The organism is Streptococcus mitis SK597 (genome assembly GCF_000148545.1).
GTDB classification, from domain to species: domain Bacteria; phylum Bacillota; class Bacilli; order Lactobacillales; family Streptococcaceae; genus Streptococcus; species Streptococcus mitis_C.
This window is the reverse complement of the sequence record NZ_AEDV01000018.1, coordinates 37,285-58,578: the sequence shown is the minus strand read 5'-3', so window position 1 is coordinate 58,578 and position 21,294 is coordinate 37,285. Positions and strand designations below refer to the sequence as shown.

Sequence of the window (21,294 nt, the reverse complement as noted above, 5' to 3'; positions counted from 1 at the left end):
CATACGGTAAGGCGACGCTGACGTGGTTTGAAGAGATTTTCGAAGAGTATTAATCGACGTAATCTCCGCCTTCAAATCCATAGTATTCTTCCAAACTGAGACCACTCTCAGCAATTTCTTTTGCTTCTTTTCCGACATAACGAAGGTGCCATTCCTCAGCCATATAGCCTGTTTCCTTTTCCTTGCCTTTGAGATAACGGACAACAAAACCATAATCAGCCGCATGATCCAAGAGCCATTGGGCTGCTTTTTCTTCTGTTACTAAATCACCATCAGTCCCAATCACATCAAAGGCCAAGCCTGTCTGGTGTTCGCTATAACCAGGTCGAGCAGAATAACGGTCGGCAGCTTCTTTCCCATCTTGATTAACATAATCTTGATAGAGCTTGGTCTGAGTTTCATAACTTCTAAAGCCACTGTAATGGTCACTGATTGGGAAACCTGCCTCTTGCATCGCTTTGATGAGTTTGACCAACTCTGCCTTAGCTGTTGGATTTTCCCCTGGATTGTAGTCTTTCGACAATGGATAGTGTTTATTGGCTACGATGATTTCATCGTATTTACCCTGAATGCTATAGTAATCACCTTTATTAACCACTTCTGCTTTTTTCTGGGCAGCTCCTTGAGACTTACTGCCGACTGTCCCATCAGCTTTGGCTGTCTGTTCTGTCTTAGCTGCTCCATCTTCAGTTTTTGCTTTTTCTTGTGAACAAGCTGCTAGACTCGAGGCTAGCAAAGCTGTCAAGACAAGGTATCTTTTTTTCATTTCTACTCCTTTATTTCTAATAGGTTATCTAGTTCTGACGATAAACATTCGACTAATTTTTTAATCTCATCCGGTTTTGCTTGGCAGGTTTCTGCTGTCATTTCTTCAAAGGGAACCCACCATACTGGACCACGTCCATTGAGACCATAACCATTCATATCACCTCTTCGTCTAGGAAACAGATGCCAATGGAGATGAGCATCGCCATTTCCTAGTAGTTCGATATTCATTTTCTCAGCAGCAAAGGCCTTGGCAACTGCCTCTTGGACTAAACTCATTTCTTCTAGAAAACGGAGTCTTGTCTCCTTTTTCAAATGGTGCAATTCGGTAACGTGTTCCTTAGCTAGAAAAAGACTATATCCTGCAAAATACTGGTGGTCTCCAATCACAAGATAGCCTGTTTCCAACTCTTTGACAAAGTAAGGATTTTCTTCCTTCTTGATGAGGTCAATTCTCTGGCAAATCAGGCACATATTAGTCTACCAACCCACTCTTAAGATAAGCATCAACCATACGCTCTGTTGCGACCACCGAGTCAATATGAGTACGCTCATAAGAATGACTAGACTCGATACCAGCACCGAGAAGGGCGTGTTTGACTTCTGCCCCTGCAGACATGGCCGCTGAAGCGTCCGAACCATAAAATGGATAGATATCCAGCTTAAATGGAATATCTTGCTCTTTCGCCAAGGCAACCAAGTGTTGACGGAAGTCATAGTGATAAGGCCCTGAAGCATCCTTGACACAAATAGACACTGTATATTCGTCTGTTTGCTGGTCATCACCCATAGCTCCCATATCCACAGCCAGATATTCGACTACCTGAGCAGGAATATTAGAGTTAGCCCCATGTCCCACTTCTTCAAAGACTGAAAAAGCAAAATGGGTTGTTACAGGCAACTCAATCTTCTCTTCCATATAAATACGAAGCAGGTTAAGCAAAATCGCTGCGCTGACCTTGTCATCCAAATGACGAGACTTGATAAAACCTGTCTCTGTCACGACGGTTCGTGGATCAAAGCTAATAAAATCACCGACCTCAATCCCCAAGGCACGAGTTTCTTTTTCATTAGTTACCTTGGCGTCCAAACGCACTTCCATATTATCCTGCGTGCGTTCTGCAGTTCCTGCATCCTTATAGACATGGCAAGAAGTTTGGTGGATGAGGATGGTTCCTGATACTTTTTCACCTGTGCTAGCCACATGAACGGTACAGTTTTCACCTTCAATCATGTTCCAAGGAAAGCCACCGATACGGTCCATTTTGAGACGGCCGTCTGGTTTGACAGCACGGACAATGGCACCCAGCGTATCCACATGGGCAGTCACATAGCGATGCTCTTCATCATTTTGACCTTTAATAGTTACATTAACACCCCCCTTGGCTGTGCGAACCGGCTGGTAACCAAAAGCTTCTAGAGTCTTGACTAAATAGTCCGCAATCTCACGAGTAAAACCTGTTGGCGACGCAATGGCTGTCAGTTCTTTGATATATTCTACTGTTTGATTCATTTCTTCACCTCTTTTGCTACCTATTATAACACATTTATCATCGGATAAAAAAAGAAAATCACTTCTGTAGACTTGGCTACAAAAGTGATTTTAGTGATTATTCCATTTCAAAAACATCGCTTTCTTGCTTGTTTGGTAGAACCAATGAGAGCAAGATCCCGACAATGGCTGGTACCAACCATGGGAGTGATGCCTTAGCAAAAGGAAGAGCCTTGACAAGGTTTGCAAGAAACTCAACCTTAAACGAGCTTCCTAGTACGCTTGCAATAGCAATAGCTGTAACAACAGCAATTGTCAACTGCATACCTGGTTTTGAAAGAGCCACGAATTTGTTGACAATGACAATCATAACGATGGCAATGGTGATTGGGTACAAGATAACCAGTACTGGAATTGAGTACTTGATAATCGCATCAAGGCCCAAATTAGCAATGGCAAATCCAATCAAGGTAAAGGCGGTCGCATAAACCTTATAGCTGATTTGTGGGAAGCGTTCATTAAAGAACTCAGCTGTTGACACAATCAAACCAACTGTAGTTGTGAAGCAGGTTACAGTAACCATAGCTGCAAGGAAGAGTTGAGCTGTTGAACCAAAGATTTCTTGAGTAGCTTGTGACAAGATGTAGACACCTGGTGTTCCACCCTTCATCGCTTCAGCTGGTACTGGGAAATGATTTCCAAGGAAACCTAACCCGATGTAAAGGGCGCTGAAGGCAAGGGCAACAACGATACCAACAACCCAAATAGTTGAAATGTATTCTTTCTTACTTGAAAATCCAAGTTGTTTCAAGGTTTGAACTGCGATTACACTGAAGGCAACTGAGGCAAGGGCGTCCAAGGTATTGTAACCTTCTAGGAATCCTGTACCAAAGGCAGAAGCTTGATAAGCAGCTGAAGCAGCTTGAGGACTTGTTCCACCGTATTTGAAAGCTCCCAGAACAACCAAGATAACAATCAAAATCGCAAAGACTGGTGTTAGGATACGGCCGATACGGTCCAAGATTTTTGATGGATTAAGCGAAATCAAATAGGCTGCTGCAAAATACAGAACTGTAAAGACAATCAAACCAAGACCTTTATTTGCATCCGACAAAAGAGGGCTAATCCCTACTTCGTAAGCTGTTGTAGCTGTACGTGGGATAGCAAAGAATGGACCGATTGACAAGTAAAGAATTGAGAGGTAAAGAGTCGCAAACCAAGGCGCTATCTTTGTTGAAATCTCGTAGATATATCCTTTAGGATTTAGCGTTCCAATAATCAGGGTCAAGACGGCGATACCGACGCCTGAAAAGACAAAACCTGCGATGGCAGGAAGAAAATGTTCTCCAGATAGAGCACCTAGAGAAGGCGGAAAAATCAAGTTCCCCGCACCAAAAAATATTCCAAACAGGAGTAAACCTGTTAAGGCACCTTTTTTAGCCATGAAAATCTCCTTCATATTTATAAAATACTGACCTAGTATATCATGAATAGGAGTATGAAAAAAGTATCACGAAGTAAATATTGAATGTTTTCAAGATTCTTAAAAATGAGAATTGTCTAACAATAAAATCCCCTACCCAGTCCACACCAAGCAGGAGAAAATTCTAATGTTTACAGTTCTTCAAAGGCTAACATGCCACCTTGTACATTGATAACCTCATAACCTTGTTCTGATAAGAATTGGCAAGCACGCGCCGATCTCATTCCAGATTTGCAAATGACATAATGTAACTGGTCCTTGTCCAATTGATCATAAGTATCAGCCAATTGACTCAGTGGCAGGTTGTGGGCGCCTTCTAAATGAAGAGCTTCAAACTCATCCACTTCTCTCACGTCCACTAGAGAAAGTTGGTCATTTTGGTAAAGCTGGTAAAATGCGTCAAAGGCTATTTCTTTCATTCTTTTTCTCCTAAAATAGTTTTAATTCTTTTTTTCAAATCTGGCACCACTTCTGACTCAAACCAAGAATTTTTGGCCATCCAGATTTGATTTCGCGGTGAGGGGTGAACTAATGGAAAATAGGTTGGCAAGTAGTTCTGGTAATGTTTTACCCGTTCTGTCACCTTGCCACTGACTTTCTCCTGCAAATAATAGGCTTGGGCATATTGGCCAATCAAGAGGGTCAATTGAATATCTGGTAATTCTTGCAAGAGCTGTGGATGCCATTTTTCTGCAAAGCCAGTTCTCGGTGGCAGGTCACCTGATTTTCCATGCCCTGGAAAGTAGAAATCCATAGGCAGAACAGCAAAATAACCTGAATTGTAAAAGGTATCTTCATCCACACCTAGCCAGTCCCGCAAGCGGTCACCACTTCTGTCCTTCCAGTAAAGGCCTGCTTCTTGGGTTTTAAGTCCCGGTGCCTGACCGATGATATTGATGCGAGCAGTCTTTGGCGCTGCAAAGAGAGGCTCGATGCCACGCTCTGTATAGGTAGCATTCTGCGGATCTGCCATAATAGCCTGCTTGATTCTTTCAATTTGAGACATCTACTTTCCCTCCAAAAAGAAGTCTAAGCATATAATCTCAGACTTCTATCGTTTTATTTGATCAATTCATAAATAGCTTCGGCATAGATTGCTGCTGCTCGGAAGAGATCATCCAAGGCGATAAATTCATTGGCTTGGTGCATGGTATCAATCGAGTCTGGGAACATAGCACCGTAGGCAACACCTCGGCCAAGCAAGCGACCAAAGGTTCCACCACCGATGACTTGCTCGTGACCTTTAAGATCAGTTTGTTTTTCATAAACATTCAACAAGGTTTGCACAAGTGGATCTTCCATTGGCACATAGTGAGGGGTGTGACCATGCTCAGAAAGGCTAACAGAAGCAACTGGCAAGTTTTCAAGGATTGACTTGATTTGCTCTGGACTTGTTCCTTTTGGATAGCGGATATTAAGGGCAATGGTATTATCAGCGCTTGTTTCATCAAAGCGGAAGACACCGGCATTCATAGAAAGGGCACCCATCTTTTCATCCACATGAGCAATCTTGAGACTTTCACCCTCATGGTCGTTCAAGAGAATTTTACCAGCGATGTCAAGGTAGTCTTTGGCTGGACCAGCGAAGTTAAACTGGCTAAGGAAGAGGGCTAGGTAAGTCGCACCATTGACACCTGAAGCGGGCATAGCACCGTGGGCTGATTTACCAATGATCGTCACCTTATATTGACCGTTTTCTTCTTGGAGTTCTCCTCTAAGTTTGTGTTCTGCAACAAAGGCATCTAGTTTAGCTTGCAAGTCAGCTAAATCACCTGAAACGACTGCTGTTGCTGATTCTGGTACCATATTTTCACGCAAACCACCTGTAAAGCTGTGAAGACGGGTTGCACCTGTATTTTCTCCTGCAAAGTGGAGGTATTCAGTAATATTTCCTTTTTCACCGTTGATGATAGGGAACTCAGCGTCTGGAGAGAAACCAAAGTCTGGTTTTGCAAGTCCTACGTGTTCGAAGTAGTAATCCATGTCTGCCCAACCTGATTCTTCGTCTGTTCCGACGATGAAGCGGACTTTCTTAGAAGTTGGAAGTCCCAATTCTTTGATGATTTTCAAGCCATAGTAACAAGCTGTTGTAGGACCCTTGTCGTCTGAAGCCCCACGCGCATAAAGGCGACCGTCTTTGATAGTCGGTGTGTAAGGGTCTGTGTCCCAACCGCTACCAGCTGGCACCACATCCATGTGAGCAAAGATGCCGAGAACTTCTTCTCCATCACCAAACTCAAAATGTCCTGCGTAGTTGTCAACATTTTTAGTTGGGTAGCCATCGCGGTCTGCGATTTCAAGGAATTTTTCCAAGGCTTTTACCGGCCCAGGTCCAAATGGATGCTCAACATCAACCTTGCTGTCATCACGTTCAGAGTTGATTTCCAAAAGGCTAAACAAGTCAGCCAAGAGGTCTTCTTTGCGTTTTTCTACTTCTGCTGTAAAATCAATTGCTGTCATTTTTTTCTTCTTTCTATCTTTTCTCGATGATTTCATCTACTGGCAAGCGGTAGCTTGGTTCCAATTTTTCATCTGTGTAACCCACTGTAATCAAAAGCTCTGGGCGGAAGCGGTTTTCGATTTCCAAAACTTCGTTGACTTTTGATTTGTCAAAACCAAGAATCAGATTTGATCCGATTCCCTGATCTGTAAGAGCCAGAACCAAATTCATAGCAACCAAACCTGCATTGAGGGCTAGGTAGTCGCTGACTTGTTGTTCATTGTAACGGGCAAATTCAGCAGGCAAGTTTTTCATGAAGTATTGTAGTTGTTCTTCTGAGAAATTCTTTGCTCCACCAACTCGGGCAATCTTACGAGCACGTTTAGCCAAATCTGTGTCTGTAAACAAGGCAATAGTTACAGGCGCTGATGATACCTGTTCAAAGTTGGAACCGTAAGCCAACTTTGCTAGCTCGGCATTTTTTTCACGCACCACTACAAATTTCCATGGCTGACTGTTGTGGGCGCTTGGAGCCAAGGTTGCAATTTCGATAGCCGTACGCACATCTTTTGGATCAACTGGCTTATCAGTAAACTGCTTAGTCGCATGACGTTTTTTGTTTAATTCAAGAAATTTCATAATCGATTTCCTTTTCTAATTCTACTGCTTCCATTTTACCATAATTTGAAAGAGCTTGCAGGGATTTTTCGTAGAGACAAACTGGAACAAGGATAAGCAACCGAATGAAGAAAACCATTTAAATCAGGAATCCCCTCATCCAGTTCCAATTAATTTTCAGCTGCTTAAAGAAACTAGTCCATCTTATATTCTGACTTTATAGCCTCCAAGAAATTCTTCACATCTTCTACATACCCATGCTTTTCAATTAAGCTTGCTAATAGTTCCAGATTGTGCCCCTGATAGTTGTCTTCTCTTCGTAGCTCTTCATACATTTCGATAAAGGGAAGTCCCTTGGACTTGGCCAGTTCTAACTCCGCTTCATAATCATAAGCGACTTTACGAAATTGGATATTGACCAATTCCCCATCTTCAACTTCTATCACGGCATACTGGGCACGGTGATTTTTTAACGCCTCCCAATTAAAATAGGGCATGCCAATCGACCCTGGATTGATGATTTGTTGCCCTTGACTGCCATAACGAAGCAACTGCTTGTGGACATGACCATAGACTGCCACGTCAACTTCATCATCTAGGAGTTGGTCAAATTTCTCTGTATCATTCTCAACTAGCAAGTCACCACCATAATTCTTATTTGGCAAATTATGAGAGATAGAAAAGCGCAGTCCGTCAATTTCTTTCTTTTCCAGCAAAGGTAAGCTTCGTAGCCAGACAATCGTTGCAGGATCCATTCGCTCCATCAAAAACTGGGTCATTCGCATGAGCTGGATTTCTTGTGGGTCTTCCAAACCATATTGCCCATCCAAGATCTCCAGGACACAATCATCCCAATTGCCTCGAACACTGGCTGTGATAGGAAGGTCCTTTAGCAGGGCTACCAAGTCATTTGCACCTGGACCAGGAAGAAAAATATCTCCCAAAAGCCAGTATTCACTGACTCCTTGATTTTTAGCATCTGCAATCACTGCTTCTAGTGCAGTTGCATTGCCATGAATATCTGATAAAATTGCGATTTTATGGTTCATTGTGGTTTCCTTCCGTTTGGTATTCTACTCTTTCTTCCGCCACTTGAGCTAATTCCTCTTCTTCCTGCGGGTTCAACTTCCTCTGCACAGCCTCTGCAACCGCTCTAGGTACTCCAACATCGACAATCTCATCCACACTGGCTTCCTTGATTTTTGTTAGAGACTTGAAATACTTCATGAGATTCTGCTTGCGTTTAGGTCCCAGCCCTTCAATTCCATCCAATTGTGATGAAAAGGAATTTTTGGAGCGCAGTTGGCGGTGGAAAGTAATGGCAAAGCGGTGGACCTCATCTTGAATGCGTTGGAGGAGGAAAAATTCCTGAGAATTACGAGACAACTCCACCACCTCAAGCGGATCTCCAAAGAGTAATTCATGGGTTTGGTGCTTGTCATTCTTTTGCAAACCAGCAATTGGGATATCCAAACCTAGCTCTTCTTGGATAACTTGCTTGGCAATATTGACTTGACCTTGTCCCCCATCAATCACAATCAAATCTGGCGGGGTTAAGCCCTCACGCTGTACTCGACCATAGCGTCTGCGAATAACCTCACGCATACTGGCATAGTCGTCTGGTCCAACGACAGTCTTGATTTTATACTTACGATAATCTTTTTTACTTGGTTTGCCATTGACAAAGACCACCATAGCCGAGACAGGGCTAGTTCCCATGATGTTGGAGTTATCGAAGGACTCGATGCGAACTGGAGTCGGAATTTGGAGTAAGCGTCCCAGATTTTCAATAGCACCTTGAGTCTTTTCAACAGATTTCTCTAGCAGGTTGAATTTCTGCTCTAGGCTGACTCGGGCATTCTTTATAGCCAGATTGACCAGTTGCTTTTTCTCTCCACGCTGGGGTTTGACAATTTTGGTATCTACCAAGACCTTGACGGCTTCTTCGTCAATATCCTGCGGAATCAGCACCTCATTGGGAACTAGATGAGATTTTTCTTGATAGAATTGTCCTACATAGGTTAGAAAGTCCTCATCCGGATCATTATAATAAGGGAAAAGATTGACATCGCGCTCAATAAGCTTGCCCTGACGGACAAAGAAAACCTGAACACACATCCAGCCCTTGTCCACATAGTAGCCAAAGACATCCCGATTTTGGAGATCCTTAGTCATGACCCGTTGCTTGGTTCGAAGCGTTCCAATGGCCTGAATCAGATCACGGTATTCCGCTGCACGTTCAAATTCCATAGTCTGGGCTGCCGTTGCCATCTTGCCCTTGAGATCATCAATGATTTTGTCATCCTGCCCTTTCAGAAAATCAGAGACCTCCTGGGCCATGGACTTGAAATAAGCCTCATCTTTCTTACAGATGGTATGGGCCATACATTGACCGATATGGTAGTAAAAACAGACCTTAGACGGTGGATTGGTACACTTGCGAAAAGGGAAAATCCGATCCAGTAGTCGCTTGATTTCATTGGCTGCCCCCACATCTGGGTAAGGTCCAAAGTAGAGACCGCCGTCCTTCTTGACCTGACGGGTTATAATTAAACGAGGATAGCGCTCATTGGTGATTTTGATGAAAGGATAGGACTTGTCATCCTTGAGCATGATATTGTATTTAGGCTTATTTTCCTTGATCAGGTTGATTTCTAGGAGAAGTGCCTCAATATTGGACTCCGTAACAATAAATTCAAAATCCACAATTTCAGACACCAAGGCCTCTGTTTTGGTATCATGACTTCCACGGAAATAAGACCTCACGCGGTTACGCAGATTTTTAGCCTTTCCTACATAGATAATGGTGCCGTTTTTATCCTTGTGAATGTAACAACCAGGGCTGGTCGGCAAGAGCTCTAATTTTGATTTAATCAAGTTATTCATAGTTCCATTATAGCAAAAAAGTAGGGAAAGTTAGTCCCCTACTCATTGGTCTCATATAATTTTCGAAGTCTTTCAACATCCTCTTTCTGGATACCATAAAAGGAACCTGCTGGTTGCATGACAGACTTTTCATCTGTATGGTCCAAGCCAATCGCATGCCCCAACTCATGTTCTGCCGTATGGACAATGCGCTCATATGAATAGCCATAGTTAGGATTGGACAGATAATAGTGATTCAACCGCACCGTTACGGATAAAAATTGCCCTGTTAAGAGATTGGTCTGACTTTCTGCCTCTCCTGCCACAGGAGTACCTCCGTCATTCATCTCAGTAGCCAAGATATCCGCCGTGCTGGCCTCAGTCACCAGTTCAAACTTAAAAGCACCAGTTTGATTCCAATTCTGGATTGCTTCTACATAAGCCTCTTGAAAGCGTGAATCCATCTGGGGATCTAGGTAAATACGAGCAGAAGCCTGCGGCCACCTTCCTTCAGAGTGTTGGTGGCTATCTGTCTGATTCAACTTAGGCAGTTGCCCTGTTTTTTCCCATTGGTCGATACTTTGTTGACCAATCTTTACTGACCGTTCTGCTTGCTTTAGCGCTCCTTGAAAATCCCCGTTCAGATACCAGAGAAGTCCAAAAGCAAAAGCACATAAGAGCACAACTATCCAAACCAGGCGCCAAAACAAACGCCACACAAAAGAAAAGAAAGCCCCTATCAAACGAAAAATCCAGCGCATTTCCCTCCACCTTTCTAGCAAATAAAATCTATTTTACTAAAAGAAGCTGAAAGAAAGCTAAATACTGACTTTTTCATCTTAACGTCCTACTATTTTTTTGAATAACTGAATAGCTTTGTATTTTAAAGGTGATGGATAGTAACGGAAAGTACCTGCTTTGCGTACAATATAGCCATTAAAATTTTGTTTAAAACGCAAAACACCATCACTGCCATCAAAAATCCCTTGAATCCCTAGGAAGTTGTATTGATGGATATTTCGTTGCATTGTCTGCTTCATCGCATGATATTGAAGTAAAAATGGAGCTGAGAACTTCTGATACTCTGCGTACGACCCCCCAAACAAGTAGGTTGCCTCTGTATTTGTGTAGATTATTAAAGCACAAGCTAGAGCAACATTGCCAGACTCACTATCCAAGCTAGTTAGAAAATCTTTTTTCTTTTGCAAGGCTTGGTATTGCTGGTGAAATTGTTTCGACTTCTTGTCAAGACTAGCCATCTTCACATTTAAAGCATCTATAGACTGTTGCGGATTGACTTCAGCAATTAGGAAATCTGCCTTATCTCCAAACATATCATACAATTTAAAGTAATAATCTAAATTCTTATCCTCAAAACCTTGTCTTTTACCTGTTTCTTCAATAATTTTTTTGAACGTTGGAATTTCTTCCCGTTCTGCATTGCGAATAAGAATATTAAAATCCAAGGCTGACTGAATGTTGCGAATACTATTTTTATTAAAGGACTTCAATAAGGAAACAGCATCATAATCTTGCAAATCTTTGATGTAATGCCAGCTGACTTCTCCACCTGGGTAACCTGTCGTCAATCCATCAAATTGATAACCTAAATCAGTTAAACCTTGAATCATACTTTTTTTCTCAGTATCTATTGGATTACCTTGGCTATCAAAAGTTTGATAAGTTTCATAAGGTTTTACAAGCAACTCTAATACACCATTTTGCTTGGCATATTCTTTTAACTCCGCATAAAAAACTGGAAGAGCATCTTGTTGGGTATAAATCGGCCCCGAATTGATCTCCATATGCAGACCACCCAGCATGGGCAAGCTATAAACCAGAGCTGCAACTTGAATTTCTCCTTCTTGTTTCAAAGCAAGATAAACAATTCGAGCCCCTCTTTTTTCTAATAAGTCCCCCATCTGGACCGATTGCATAAAGGAACGAGAAGAAACCTGATCAGAATAAGCCTGAAACTCTTCTTTCGTGAGTGTAATTAGTGCCATATACTTACTTTCTATGTTTTTTTCTTAATGTTTTACGGAAATCAAGAGCAAGTCTTAACAGAGGATAGAGAGGATGGGTAGGCATTGTAAATTCACCCAAGTATTCTTCAATCGTTGGATTAAAATTAGCTTTAAAACGATAGAGTCCACCATCTAAAGCATTCTCGACGCCTCCTAAATTTTGCCATAAAATGCCACGTTCAAAGGAATATCGAGCTGTCTCATACCAAGTCAAAATAGGAGCTTTATAACGTCTAAAATCTTCATCCATTCCTGCGTATAGATTGACAGAAGTTTGTCCGAATTCTAAAGTCAAGGTAGCCGCTAAAGGAACTCTTGCTTGACCTGCATCCATATATTCCTGCAGGAAAGTCAATTCCTCTAACAAACGTTCTTTTTCCTTCTTCTGCGCTTCTACTTTTGAAGTTCGAGTCGACTCAGTAAAGGTCTCTTCCAAGGCTCTGTTTTTCGCTAACTGTTCTTCTAATTCTTGCGAACGTTTAGAAACATCCAAGGTTGCCAAGGTGATATAGGCCTTGTCCTTAAAATTATCTAACAATTTTTTATAATAGGCTTCATTTCTCAAATGAATCTCTTTTCGCTTCTCGGTTTTTTTCATCAAAAAGGAAAAAGACTCCAATAATTCAGTTCCACCAAATTGAATCTCTACCCCCTTATTCCGTGCTGTTCGAATAGCCTGTTTTGTTGACTTGGAAAGTTTATCTTCTTCAAAATTTTCCTTGTATATTTTTGCCTGAATACGAGGCTGAATGGTGTCCCCCATTTCCTCTGTTTTTCCCGACCACCTTACTCCCATTTGTTGCAAACTATCAATAATAGCCAGATTTTCAGGAAATTCTGTTTTTTCCTGATTGATTAAACTTTGAGATAGGCAAATACTTGGGTCAAAAGTCACAAAAACCGCTCTCTTACTGCGAGCATAGGACTTAATAGACTGAATGACAAAACTCAAAAGTTCTGTATCCCCATAATCCAATATAGGTCCTCTTGGGATGTAAAACATTTTATAGCCTAGCGGAAGAGTTCTAATCAAAATACTAGCTGTCGCCAGTAATTTTTCTTCCCTGTAGACACCAAACTTCTCATGTTGCCAATCAGACTTCACTTCTTCCCAAGCACTACTTTGTAATACATTGGCTAATTCATGGTCTTTGACAAACTGATCATATTCTAATGTGGGAATGCCAATTTGATAACGGTACATTTCCTACTCTCTTTCCTCCAGTATCTTATTACTATTCTACTACTTTCGTTTAAAAAGTCTAGTGAAAACATATTTTATTTTAGTTCTACTCCCCCTATACTGAAGTTCAAACTAAGTCAATCTCTCTTCTAATTTGAAATCAATCGGTAGGGTTGCTAGAAACCGTTCCAATTGTTTTTCCCAGTAATACCATTCGTGACTTCCAGCACTATGGCTATAGGTCACATCAAAGCCCAGCTTTTTGAGGTTTTTCACTGTTAGATTATTGGCTTCGTACAAGAAATCCTGCTCGCCACACCAAGCCCAAAGCTTGGTCTTTTTATCCGATTTTTTAGCCAAACTTTCAAGAGAATAGGAACTAGCTGTCCAATCTCTAATCTCCCCAAACACACCTCTCCAATAAGCAGGTGTTCCCAGATTTTGACTTTCAGGAGAAAAATCTTGAAAACTAAGGGCACCCGAAAAACTAGCTGCATGAGAAAAACGATTTGTAGCAAGAGCCAATTTGAAACAGCCGTAGCCTCCCATAGAAAGGCCAGCGATAAAGGTCTTTTCACGCTTGCTAGTCATATTAGGGAAGAAGCGTTTCAAAACCTGTGGCAATTCCTCTGCTAGAGCTGTGTAATAGTCAAAACCATACTGGGTATCGGTATACCAACCGTTGCTGGTATTGGGCATGACGACTATGAGATTGGTCCCCCGAAGTAAGCGTTCTACATTGGTCCGCTTGAGCCAACTATTATGATTGCCAGACATCCCGTGCAAGAGGTACAAGACGGGAATGTCTTTACACTCTGGTTCTTCCACTCGATTGGCATCTGGGTAGAGGACATTCACTCCCCACTCCATATCCAAGACTTGTGAGTAATACTCAATTTTCATTACTGCCATATTTTTTCCTCTATTTTTCTATAAGAAAAAGCCGAAATTCGACTTTCTCTCTGTTTATTTCAACGATTATTTTGCTTCCATGACCACTGGTAGAATGGCTGGACGACGTTTGGTTTGGTCAAAGAGGTACTTGGTCAGATTATCACGAACCTTCCCTTTAAGATCTGCCCAGTCAAAGTCATCTCCTTGAAGATAGTCTTCTACCGTTTGGTTAATCAATTCTGAACTTTCACGGAGAATATCACGGCTCTTCTTGAGATAAACAAATCCACGCGTGTGAACACGGGCCTTGGCCACAATTTTCTTCTCACGACGATTAACGGTGATTGCTACGATAAAAATACCATCCTCTGACAAGACCTTACGGTCACGAAGGACCACATTTCCAACATCACCAATGGCATTTCCATCAATCAAGACATCGCCTGCTGAAACCGCTCCAGCTGGGACAAAGTCCCCATTCTCATAAGCCATGCTGGTTCCCTTTTTAGGGATGAAAATGCGTTCTGGCAACATCCCAACTGCCATAGCAGCCTTAGCATGGGCATCCAACTCACGGTATTCCCCTTGAATTGGGAAGAGATACTTGGGTTGCAAGAGATTGATCATCAACTGCAAATCACGCGCATTTCCGTGCCCTGAAACACGCAAGCTTTGGGTGATCAATTTGACAACACCACCAGCTTGGTAAATCATATTTTCCACACGCGCCATAACTGCTTCTTTGGCGATAGACGGAGTGGTTACGATATAGACCAGGTCACCGTCCTTGATTTCCACATAACGGTGGCGACCAATCGACATCTTGCGAAGACCGTTGATTGGCTCACCCATACGACCTGTCTCAAGGATAATCAACTCATGGTCTTCAAAGCGAGACATATCTTTTGGCTTAATCAAAAGACTCTCGTTAGCTAGAGACAATTTCTTAAGACGAATAGCAGTGCGGACGATATTTTCAATATCAAATCCTGTCAAAACCACACGACGACCTGTTGCATCCGCAGCATCAAACACCTGCTGGATACGAGAAAGGTTGCTGGCTACTGCTGCGACGATAATACGACCCTCCCAGTCTGCAATAGTTTGGGTAATTTCATCCCCAACTTCACTTTCGCTAGCCACTTGGATATTACTGTCCGCATTGGCTGAATCGCTAAGAAGAGCCAGAACTCCATCACGACCGATTTCTGCCAAACGAGCGAAGTCTGTGGCATAGGATTCACTAGCTGTCTGGTCAAATTTGAAGTCACCTGTGTAAACGATACTGCCTTCAGCTGTCTTCAAGACAACACCCAGACTTTCTGGGATAGAGTGGGTCGTACGGAAGAAGGACACCACAGTCCCTCCAAAATCTATCTCCGTATCCTCATCAATGACATGGAAATCATTGAATTTCTTAACCGTATCATTTCCTTTAACAAAGAGTTTGGCCAACTCAATGGTCAATTCAGAGCCAAATACAGGTACCTTAGCTTCAGCCAAGAGATAAGGTAGAGCACCAATGGCATCCGCATGGCCGTGAGTCAAGAAGACCCCAGCGATACGGTCACTATTTTCAAAAAGGTAGTCCATATTGGGAATGACCACATCCACCCCTAGTTGTTCATTTTCAGGGTATTTTAGACCTGCATCCAAAACGAAAATAGACCCATCGATTTCAGCGATATACATATTTTTCCCATTTTCACGCACACCACCAAGTGTTGTTAAACTGATATTACTCATTTTTCCTCCGAAAGCTTAATTTATCTTGATTATAGGGTTGTTTACCCTCTTATTCTAAAAGCACTATTACTTTTATACTCTTCGAAAATCAGATTCAAACCACGTCAGCTTCGCCTTGCCATAGGTATGGTTACTGACTTCGTCAGTTTTATCCACAACCTCAAAGCAGTGCTTTGAGCAACCTGCAACTAGCTTCCTAGTTTGCTCTCTGATTTTCATTGAGTATTAGCCGAATCTTTTCCTACCATTATACCATTTTTTTGATGATTTTCAAAATGAAGATTTGTTTTCAAAAAAGAGCTGGTTTCCCAACTCTTTCCTATCTGCTACTCTTTTTCCATTAAAAAGTCATAAATTTCTTGCACAGTTCCTAGTGCCATCATTTCTTGGTCTTTGACGGTTTGTTTGAGATTCTGGTAAATCTGACTTTCTCCGATTTCTCGCTTTGGCGCTTCTTTATTGACTGTCATGACCCCATCTTTGATGGTCACAAAGCCTAGCTCTTCAAACACTTGAATCATCTTGACCAGCAAAATTTGTTGAATATTGAGATAAGCTGCCAAATCCTTCAGCTTGTAGCGAATATCAAACTCTGGAAACTGGTAAATGGTCTTGTACAATTTAGCAAACTGCTCTCTAGTCCCATAGCCTGTCAGATAATAGGCCTTATCAATGTCATTTTTGAAATAAACAGCAGAAAAATTCTGCTCCTGAAAAATGGTCTTCAGCAAGGTAATATCCTCAGGAATGGTTTTTACGACAACAGCTTCACTAGTCGCTAAATCTAGCAGTTCTCCAGCAAAATCCAAGACTGGAACTCCTTCTGGCAAGACTGCATTCTTCCCACGAATGTTAAAAAGTTGAACACCCTCCACACGCGCATCCACCATCATCAACTGCAGGGCAGTTTGGCCATTCCATTGGTTGACAGACAATTTGACCGCCAACTCTAGATTCTTGGTTTGAGCAAATTCTGTTGCCCATCTGCCTTGACCAAAGGCTACCACTTCAAAACTAGCTTCACCCTTAGAAATTTTCAGTTTGAGATGGGCATTACCTGCTCCCATAGTACGGGCACTTTCGACCTGAAAATCCTTGATATAAAAGACAGGTTTCTGATTGTCCATTCCAAAAGGTGCCAAGCGCTCAAAGTTCTTGACTGTTTCAAGACTCAAAGTCTCCAAATCCAACTCTTCATCTAGGTTTAACTTATTCTTGCCACCAGCATCTGCGCCTTTTTCACGGACATAATCTTCCAAAACCTGAGATAAATCTGAAAGTTTCTCAACTTCCAGCGTCATTCCTGCAGCGCCAGCATGGCCACCAAAGGCGATGAAAAGGTCTCGATGAGGATCCAGAGCCTCAAAAATATCTACTGCTTCCACACTACGAGCACTGCCCTTGGCACGACCGTCCTCTATATTGAGAACGATGACTGTCTGCCCTAGTTCTTCCAACAAACGACCAGCCACGATTCCTAAAACCCCAGGATTCCAGCCTTCCTTGGCCAAGACTTGGACCTTCTTCTCAGGGTCCACCATGGTCTTAGCTTCTTCATAGATAGACTGGACAATTTCCTTGCGCTCTTCGTTTTTCTGATGAATCATGAGAGCAATCTCGTGCGCTTCCTCATCATCAAACCCAGTCAGCAAATCAATGGCAGGATTGGGATCGTCCAAACGCCCCAAGGCATTCAAACGAGGGGCAATCTGGAAACCAACTGTCTCTTCTGTCACTTCATTGGCAGCAATCCCAGCCATGTCCAGCATTTCTTGTAGACCAATACGCTGAGTGTGTCCCAACATTTCCAGACCATACTGAACCAAGATACGGTTCTCATCTGTCAAACTAACCATATCAGCAATGGTACCAATAGCGACCAAATCAAGCAATTCCACTTGTACTTCTTCTAAAAGGGCACAAGCCAGCTTGAAAGCAACTCCACAACCAGCCAGATATTTGAAGGGATAGTCCGCATCTGGATGTTCAGGATGGACAATGGCATAGGCATCAGGGAGGGTTTCAGGCATGGAATGGTGGTCTGTCACAATGACATCTACTCCCATAGACTGAGCCAGCTCAATGGCTTCGTGACCAGCAACTCCATTATCCACTGTCACAATCAAGGAAATTCCTTCTTGCTCGATAAAATATTTATAGACACTAGCATTAGGGCCATAGCCATCGGTAAAACGATTGGGCAAGTAAACACGGCATTCAGCGCCAAGCTGTTCCAAACTTTCCTTCACAATAGAAGCCGAAGTCATACCATCCGCATCATAATCACCGTAAACGAGGATATTTTCCCCTTCTTCAATGGCCTGACGAATCCGTTCCACTGCCTTGTCCATATCATGGAGTAGATAAGGGTCATGCAAGTCCTCCAAGGAAGGTTCTAAAAACTTCTTCAGACTTTCTTGGTTCTGAATCCCTCTCTCAAATAATAACCGAGCCACCTCAGGACCCAGTCCAGCCTTCTTGGCTATCTTTGTAAAATCCGCATCTTCAACCTGCGGGGCAAACTGCCATTCATAAGTAGGTGTTATCAAAAAGACATCCACTCTTTCTAAGAATTCTATTGCTTCATTATAACATGATTTAGGCTTTTTCTCTATCCAGATTGCTTTTTTATAAAATTTTAGTGAATTTTTTCAGATATGATTTGACAAGACCATTCTTTTGTTGTAGAATCGTGTTATAAAATCTAACACAAAGGAGATTCCTTATGGCTTTAGTAGAATTTGAACACGTCGAAAAATATTACGGGGACTACCACGCGCTCCGCGACATCAATCTCCGTTTTGAAAAAGGGCAAGTCGTTGTCCTACTCGGACCATCTGGTTCTGGGAAATCCACTCTTATCCGCACCATCAATGGTTTGGAGGCTGTAGACAAAGGAAGTCTTCTAGTCAATGGCCACCAAGTTGCTGGTGCCAGCCAGAAAGATTTAGTTCCTCTTCGCAAGGAAGTCGGCATGGTCTTCCAGCATTTTAACCTCTACCCTCACAAAACAGTGTTAGAAAACGTAACACTCGCACCCATAAAAGTTCTAGGAATTGATAAAAAAGAAGCTGAAAAAACAGCCCAAAAATATCTGGAATTTGTAAATATGTGGGACAAGAAAGATTCATATCCAGCCATGCTTTCTGGTGGACAAAAACAACGAATCGCCATTGCTCGTGGACTCGCTATGCATCCTGAACTCCTTCTCTTTGATGAACCAACATCTGCTCTTGACCCTGAAACCATCGGTGATGTTCTGGCAGTTATGCAAAAATTGGCCCACGATGGTATGAATATGATTGTCGTTACCCATGAAATGGGCTTTGCCCGTGAAGTTGCGGACCGCATCATCTTTATGGCTAACGGAGAAGTTTTGGTGGATACAACAGATGTTGATGACTTTTTCGACAATCCAAGCGAACCTCGTGCCCAACAATTCCTCAGCAAAATCATCAACCACGAAAGTGACAAAGTCAAATAAGGAGGTACCTATGAAAAAGAAATTCTTTTTATCAGCATTACTGATTAGCCTTTTCGGCCTTGCTGCTACAAAACCAGTTCAGGCTGATACCAGCGTCGCAGATATTCAAAAAAGAGGCGAACTGGTTGTCGGTGTCAAACAAGACGTTCCCAATTTTGGCTACAAGGATCCTAAGACAGGAACCTATTCTGGTATCGAAACCGACTTGGCCAAAATGGTAGCTGATGAGCTCAAGGTCAAGGTTCGCTATGTGCCTGTTACCGCTCAAACCCGTGGACCCCTTCTAGACAATGAACAGGTCGATATGGATATCGCAACCTTTACCATCACAGAGGAACGCAAAAAACTCTACAACTTTACCAGTCCCTACTACACAGACGCTTCTGGCTTTTTGGTCAATAAGTCTGCCAAAATCAAAAGCATCGAGGACCTAAACGGAAAAACTATCGGTGTTGCCCAAGGTTCCATTACCCAACGCCTGATTACTGAACTGGGTAAAAAGAAAGATCTGAAGTTTAAATTCGTCGAACTTGGTTCCTACCCAGAATTGATTACTTCCCTACACGCTCACCGTATTGATGCCTTTTCCGTTGACCGCTCGATTCTGTCTGGCTACATCAGCAAGCGCACAGTACTACTAGATGATAGTTTCAAGCCATCTGACTACGGTATTGTTACCAAGAAATCAAATACAGAGCTTAACGACTATCTCGATAACTTGGTCACTAAATGGAGCAAGGATGGTAGTTTGCAGAAACTTTATGACCGTTACAAGCTCAAACCATCTAGCCATACCGCAGATTAAGGAGGACACCCTATGACAGATTTATCATCTTGGACAGCCTATTTTCAGGATTTTGGACAATTTTTCAATGGTTTCCTCTTCACCCTTGCCCTAGCGATTGGATCCTTTATCCTAGCCATGTTCTTGGGCATCTTATTTGGAGCCATGTCAACCAGTAAACGTCCAATTTTACGCATTTTAGCTCGCATATTTGTGGAATTTTACCAAAACACTCCCCTCTTGGTGCAGTTTGTTATTGTTTTTTATGGCCTACCTCTTATCAGTGACCATATCATCATGATTCCGATTTATTGGACAGCTGTTCTCTGTGTGGGACTTTATCACGGTGCCTATATTGCTGAGGTGATTCGCTCAGGGATTCAGTCTATTCCTAGCGGTCAGATGGAGGCTGCCTTGTCGCAAGGGTTTACCTATATCAGTGCTATGCGTTTGATTATCTTGCCTCAGGCTTTCCGTATCATTCTCCCACCTTTGACTAACCAAATCGTTAACCTCATCAAGAACACCTCGACAGTCGCTATCATCTCTGGAGTGGACTTGATGTTTGTGACCAAGTCTTGGTCGGCTCTTAACGGAAACTACATTCCAGCCTTTTTAGGCGCTGCCCTGCTCTACTTCTCTCTTTGCTTCCCTGTTGCCCAGTTTGGTCGCAAGATGGAGCAAGCCAACAAAAAAGCCTATTCGCTTTAGGAGGTTACTATGGAATCCATTTTAGAAGTTTTGACCCCAGATAACCTAGTCTTTATCTTTAAAGGATTTGGCTTGACCCTCTATATTTCTCTAATTGCCATCGTCCTCTCTACCCTTATCGGAACGGTGCTAGCCGTCATGAGAAATGGGAAAAATCCTGTCTTACGCATTATCTCCAGCATTTATATCGAGTTTGTGCGCAACGTTCCCAACCTTCTCTGGATCTTTACTATCTTTTTAGTTTTCAAGATGAAATCCACTCCAGCAGGTATTACAGCCTTCACTCTCTTTACCTCAGCAGCTCTAGCTGAGATTATCCGAGGCGGTCTCAATGCTGTGGATAAGGGGCAGTACGAAGCAGGAATGTCACAAGGATTTACTTCTGCACAAATCCTCTACCACATCATTCTCCCACAAGCTATTCGTAAAATGCTGCCAGCCATCATTTCTCAGTTTGTAACCGTGATTAAGGATACCAGTCTTCTCTACTCTGTTATTGCCCTACAAGAACTCTTTGGAGCCAGCCAAATTCTAATGGGCCGTTATTTTGAACCAGAGCAGGTCTTCAGTCTATATATCCTGATTGCCCTCATCTACTTCAGCTTCAACCTAGCCATTTCGAGCCTGTCTCATATGCTAGCAAAACGTTGGCAACAAGCTGCAGAATAATACTCTTCGAAAATCTCTTCAAACCACGTCAGCTTCCATCTGCAACCTCAAAACAGTGTTTTGAGCAACCTGCGGCTAGCTTCCTAGTTTGCTCTTTGATTTTCATTGAGTATAAATAGCCACTCTCCAGTTC

The 21,294-nt window shown here is 42.5% G+C and carries 21 protein-coding genes; 4 read left to right on the top strand and 17 right to left on the bottom strand.

The features are described from left to right. Nucleotides 1–49 precede the first annotated feature (49 nt). The 17 genes from ldcB to recJ form a co-directional block, all read right to left on the bottom strand. Nucleotides 50–766 carry an LD-carboxypeptidase LdcB/DacB gene (ldcB, locus tag SMSK597_RS05320; protein ID WP_000747773.1) on the bottom strand — a complete coding sequence of 239 codons (717 nt, stop codon included), beginning with the start codon at nucleotides 764–766 and terminating at the stop codon, nucleotides 50–52. 2 nt (nucleotides 767–768) lie between these two features. Further along, nucleotides 769–1,239, bottom strand: coding sequence for an HIT family protein (locus tag SMSK597_RS05315; protein ID WP_000335586.1), 471 nt, complete (start codon nucleotides 1,237–1,239; stop codon nucleotides 769–771). Nucleotide 1,240: 1 nt separating this feature from the next. Beyond that, complete coding sequence (locus tag SMSK597_RS05310) at nucleotides 1,241–2,278, bottom strand: M42 family metallopeptidase (RefSeq protein ID WP_001077202.1); 1,038 nt, start codon at nucleotides 2,276–2,278, stop codon at nucleotides 1,241–1,243. 97 nt (nucleotides 2,279–2,375) lie between these two features. After that, nucleotides 2,376–3,701, bottom strand: a complete 1,326-nt coding sequence (gene brnQ, locus SMSK597_RS05305; protein ID WP_001074574.1) for a branched-chain amino acid transport system II carrier protein — start codon at nucleotides 3,699–3,701, stop codon at nucleotides 2,376–2,378. Nucleotides 3,702–3,871: 170 nt separating this feature from the next. Beyond that, a complete protein-coding gene (locus SMSK597_RS05300) occupies nucleotides 3,872–4,159 on the bottom strand; it encodes a rhodanese-like domain-containing protein (protein WP_000658233.1) in 288 nt (95 codons plus the stop codon). Next, nucleotides 4,156–4,746 carry a uracil-DNA glycosylase family protein gene (locus SMSK597_RS05295; protein ID WP_000078125.1) on the bottom strand — a complete coding sequence of 197 codons (591 nt, stop codon included), beginning with the start codon at nucleotides 4,744–4,746 and terminating at the stop codon, nucleotides 4,156–4,158. The genes SMSK597_RS05300 and SMSK597_RS05295 overlap by 4 nt, the downstream gene beginning before the upstream one ends. Nucleotides 4,747–4,799: 53 nt before the next feature. Further along, the gene (gene pepV / locus SMSK597_RS05290) at nucleotides 4,800–6,200 is read right to left on the bottom strand and encodes a dipeptidase PepV (protein WP_000125069.1); all 1,401 of its coding nucleotides are present in this window, start codon (nucleotides 6,198–6,200) and stop codon (nucleotides 4,800–4,802) included. Nucleotides 6,201–6,213: 13 nt separating this feature from the next. Then, on the bottom strand, nucleotides 6,214–6,819 hold the full coding sequence (locus SMSK597_RS05285) for a nitroreductase family protein (RefSeq protein WP_000670183.1): 606 nt from the start codon (nucleotides 6,817–6,819) through the stop codon (nucleotides 6,214–6,216). Continuing rightward, entirely contained in the window at nucleotides 6,806–6,937 is a 132-nt protein-coding gene (locus SMSK597_RS13755; protein ID WP_000231141.1) for a hypothetical protein, read from the bottom strand. Before SMSK597_RS13755 ends, SMSK597_RS05285 begins: the two co-directional genes overlap by 14 nt. A gap of 55 nt (nucleotides 6,938–6,992) precedes the next feature. Continuing rightward, on the bottom strand, nucleotides 6,993–7,847 hold the full coding sequence (locus tag SMSK597_RS05280; RefSeq protein WP_001015747.1) for a metallophosphoesterase family protein: 855 nt from the start codon (nucleotides 7,845–7,847) through the stop codon (nucleotides 6,993–6,995). Further along, nucleotides 7,837–9,684, bottom strand: a complete 1,848-nt coding sequence (gene uvrC, locus SMSK597_RS05275; RefSeq protein WP_001061124.1) for an excinuclease ABC subunit UvrC — start codon at nucleotides 9,682–9,684, stop codon at nucleotides 7,837–7,839. Before uvrC ends, SMSK597_RS05280 begins: the two co-directional genes overlap by 11 nt. 38 nt (nucleotides 9,685–9,722) lie before the next feature. After that, a complete protein-coding gene (locus SMSK597_RS05270; RefSeq protein ID WP_001267190.1) occupies nucleotides 9,723–10,424 on the bottom strand; it encodes a M57 family metalloprotease in 702 nt (233 codons plus the stop codon). 78 nt (nucleotides 10,425–10,502) lie between these two features. Then, nucleotides 10,503–11,669: an aminoacyltransferase gene (locus tag SMSK597_RS05265; protein WP_001174047.1), complete on the bottom strand. Its 1,167-nt coding sequence runs from the start codon at nucleotides 11,667–11,669 to the stop codon at nucleotides 10,503–10,505. 4 nt (nucleotides 11,670–11,673) lie between these two features. Then, a complete protein-coding gene (locus tag SMSK597_RS05260; protein ID WP_000286552.1) occupies nucleotides 11,674–12,894 on the bottom strand; it encodes a peptidoglycan bridge formation alanyltransferase MurM in 1,221 nt (406 codons plus the stop codon). A 111-nt stretch (nucleotides 12,895–13,005) separates the two neighbouring features. Then, nucleotides 13,006–13,785, bottom strand: coding sequence for an alpha/beta hydrolase (locus tag SMSK597_RS05255; protein WP_000290033.1), 780 nt, complete (start codon nucleotides 13,783–13,785; stop codon nucleotides 13,006–13,008). Between the two features lie 66 nt (nucleotides 13,786–13,851). Then, entirely contained in the window at nucleotides 13,852–15,513 is a 1,662-nt protein-coding gene (locus SMSK597_RS05250) for a ribonuclease J (protein ID WP_000065613.1), read from the bottom strand. Nucleotides 15,514–15,839: 326 nt separating this feature from the next. Further along, on the bottom strand, nucleotides 15,840–18,062 hold the full coding sequence (gene recJ, locus SMSK597_RS05245; RefSeq protein WP_004237516.1) for a single-stranded-DNA-specific exonuclease RecJ: 2,223 nt from the start codon (nucleotides 18,060–18,062) through the stop codon (nucleotides 15,840–15,842). 176 nt (nucleotides 18,063–18,238) lie between these two features. Here recJ and SMSK597_RS05240 point away from each other — a divergent pair, with 176 nt between their 5' ends. From SMSK597_RS05240 to SMSK597_RS05225, 4 genes are read left to right on the top strand one after another with little or no spacing between them, the layout of a single operon-like run. Continuing rightward, the gene (locus tag SMSK597_RS05240) at nucleotides 18,239–18,997 is read left to right on the top strand and encodes an amino acid ABC transporter ATP-binding protein (RefSeq protein ID WP_001229570.1); all 759 of its coding nucleotides are present in this window, start codon (nucleotides 18,239–18,241) and stop codon (nucleotides 18,995–18,997) included. A 10-nt stretch (nucleotides 18,998–19,007) separates the two neighbouring features. Next, entirely contained in the window at nucleotides 19,008–19,802 is a 795-nt protein-coding gene (locus SMSK597_RS05235; protein ID WP_000726179.1) for a transporter substrate-binding domain-containing protein, read from the top strand. Between the two features lie 12 nt (nucleotides 19,803–19,814). Beyond that, nucleotides 19,815–20,492, top strand: a complete 678-nt coding sequence (locus tag SMSK597_RS05230; RefSeq protein ID WP_000131120.1) for an amino acid ABC transporter permease — start codon at nucleotides 19,815–19,817, stop codon at nucleotides 20,490–20,492. Nucleotides 20,493–20,501: 9 nt separating this feature from the next. After that, nucleotides 20,502–21,161 (top strand): amino acid ABC transporter permease, encoded by a 660-nt coding sequence (locus SMSK597_RS05225; protein ID WP_000443889.1) that lies wholly within the window; start codon nucleotides 20,502–20,504, stop codon nucleotides 21,159–21,161. Nucleotides 21,162–21,294 lie beyond the last annotated feature (133 nt).

Coding starts and splice junctions, on each gene's coding strand:
- SMSK597_RS13755 (WP_000231141.1), bottom strand. CDS start 6,937: ATGGTTTTCTTCATTCGGTTGCTTATCCTTGTTCCAGTTTGTCTCTAC.
- SMSK597_RS05270 (WP_001267190.1), bottom strand. CDS start 10,424: ATGCGCTGGATTTTTCGTTTGATAGGGGCTTTCTTTTCTTTTGTGTGG.
- SMSK597_RS05240 (WP_001229570.1), top strand. CDS start 18,239: ATGGCTTTAGTAGAATTTGAACACGTCGAAAAATATTACGGGGACTAC.
- uvrC (WP_001061124.1), bottom strand. CDS start 9,684: ATGAATAACTTGATTAAATCAAAATTAGAGCTCTTGCCGACCAGCCCT.
- SMSK597_RS05250 (WP_000065613.1), bottom strand. CDS start 15,513: ATGAGTAATATCAGTTTAACAACACTTGGTGGTGTGCGTGAAAATGGG.
- SMSK597_RS05300 (WP_000658233.1), bottom strand. CDS start 4,159: ATGAAAGAAATAGCCTTTGACGCATTTTACCAGCTTTACCAAAATGAC.
- SMSK597_RS05285 (WP_000670183.1), bottom strand. CDS start 6,819: ATGAAATTTCTTGAATTAAACAAAAAACGTCATGCGACTAAGCAGTTT.
- pepV (WP_000125069.1), bottom strand. CDS start 6,200: ATGACAGCAATTGATTTTACAGCAGAAGTAGAAAAACGCAAAGAAGAC.
- SMSK597_RS05260 (WP_000286552.1), bottom strand. CDS start 12,894: ATGTACCGTTATCAAATTGGCATTCCCACATTAGAATATGATCAGTTT.
- SMSK597_RS05255 (WP_000290033.1), bottom strand. CDS start 13,785: ATGGCAGTAATGAAAATTGAGTATTACTCACAAGTCTTGGATATGGAG.
- SMSK597_RS05265 (WP_001174047.1), bottom strand. CDS start 11,669: ATGGCACTAATTACACTCACGAAAGAAGAGTTTCAGGCTTATTCTGAT.
- SMSK597_RS05315 (WP_000335586.1), bottom strand. CDS start 1,239: ATGTGCCTGATTTGCCAGAGAATTGACCTCATCAAGAAGGAAGAAAAT.
- SMSK597_RS05235 (WP_000726179.1), top strand. CDS start 19,008: ATGAAAAAGAAATTCTTTTTATCAGCATTACTGATTAGCCTTTTCGGC.
- SMSK597_RS05310 (WP_001077202.1), bottom strand. CDS start 2,278: ATGAATCAAACAGTAGAATATATCAAAGAACTGACAGCCATTGCGTCG.
- brnQ (WP_001074574.1), bottom strand. CDS start 3,701: ATGGCTAAAAAAGGTGCCTTAACAGGTTTACTCCTGTTTGGAATATTT.
- SMSK597_RS05295 (WP_000078125.1), bottom strand. CDS start 4,746: ATGTCTCAAATTGAAAGAATCAAGCAGGCTATTATGGCAGATCCGCAG.
- ldcB (WP_000747773.1), bottom strand. CDS start 766: ATGAAAAAAAGATACCTTGTCTTGACAGCTTTGCTAGCCTCGAGTCTA.
- SMSK597_RS05280 (WP_001015747.1), bottom strand. CDS start 7,847: ATGAACCATAAAATCGCAATTTTATCAGATATTCATGGCAATGCAACT.
- SMSK597_RS05225 (WP_000443889.1), top strand. CDS start 20,502: ATGGAATCCATTTTAGAAGTTTTGACCCCAGATAACCTAGTCTTTATC.
- SMSK597_RS05230 (WP_000131120.1), top strand. CDS start 19,815: ATGACAGATTTATCATCTTGGACAGCCTATTTTCAGGATTTTGGACAA.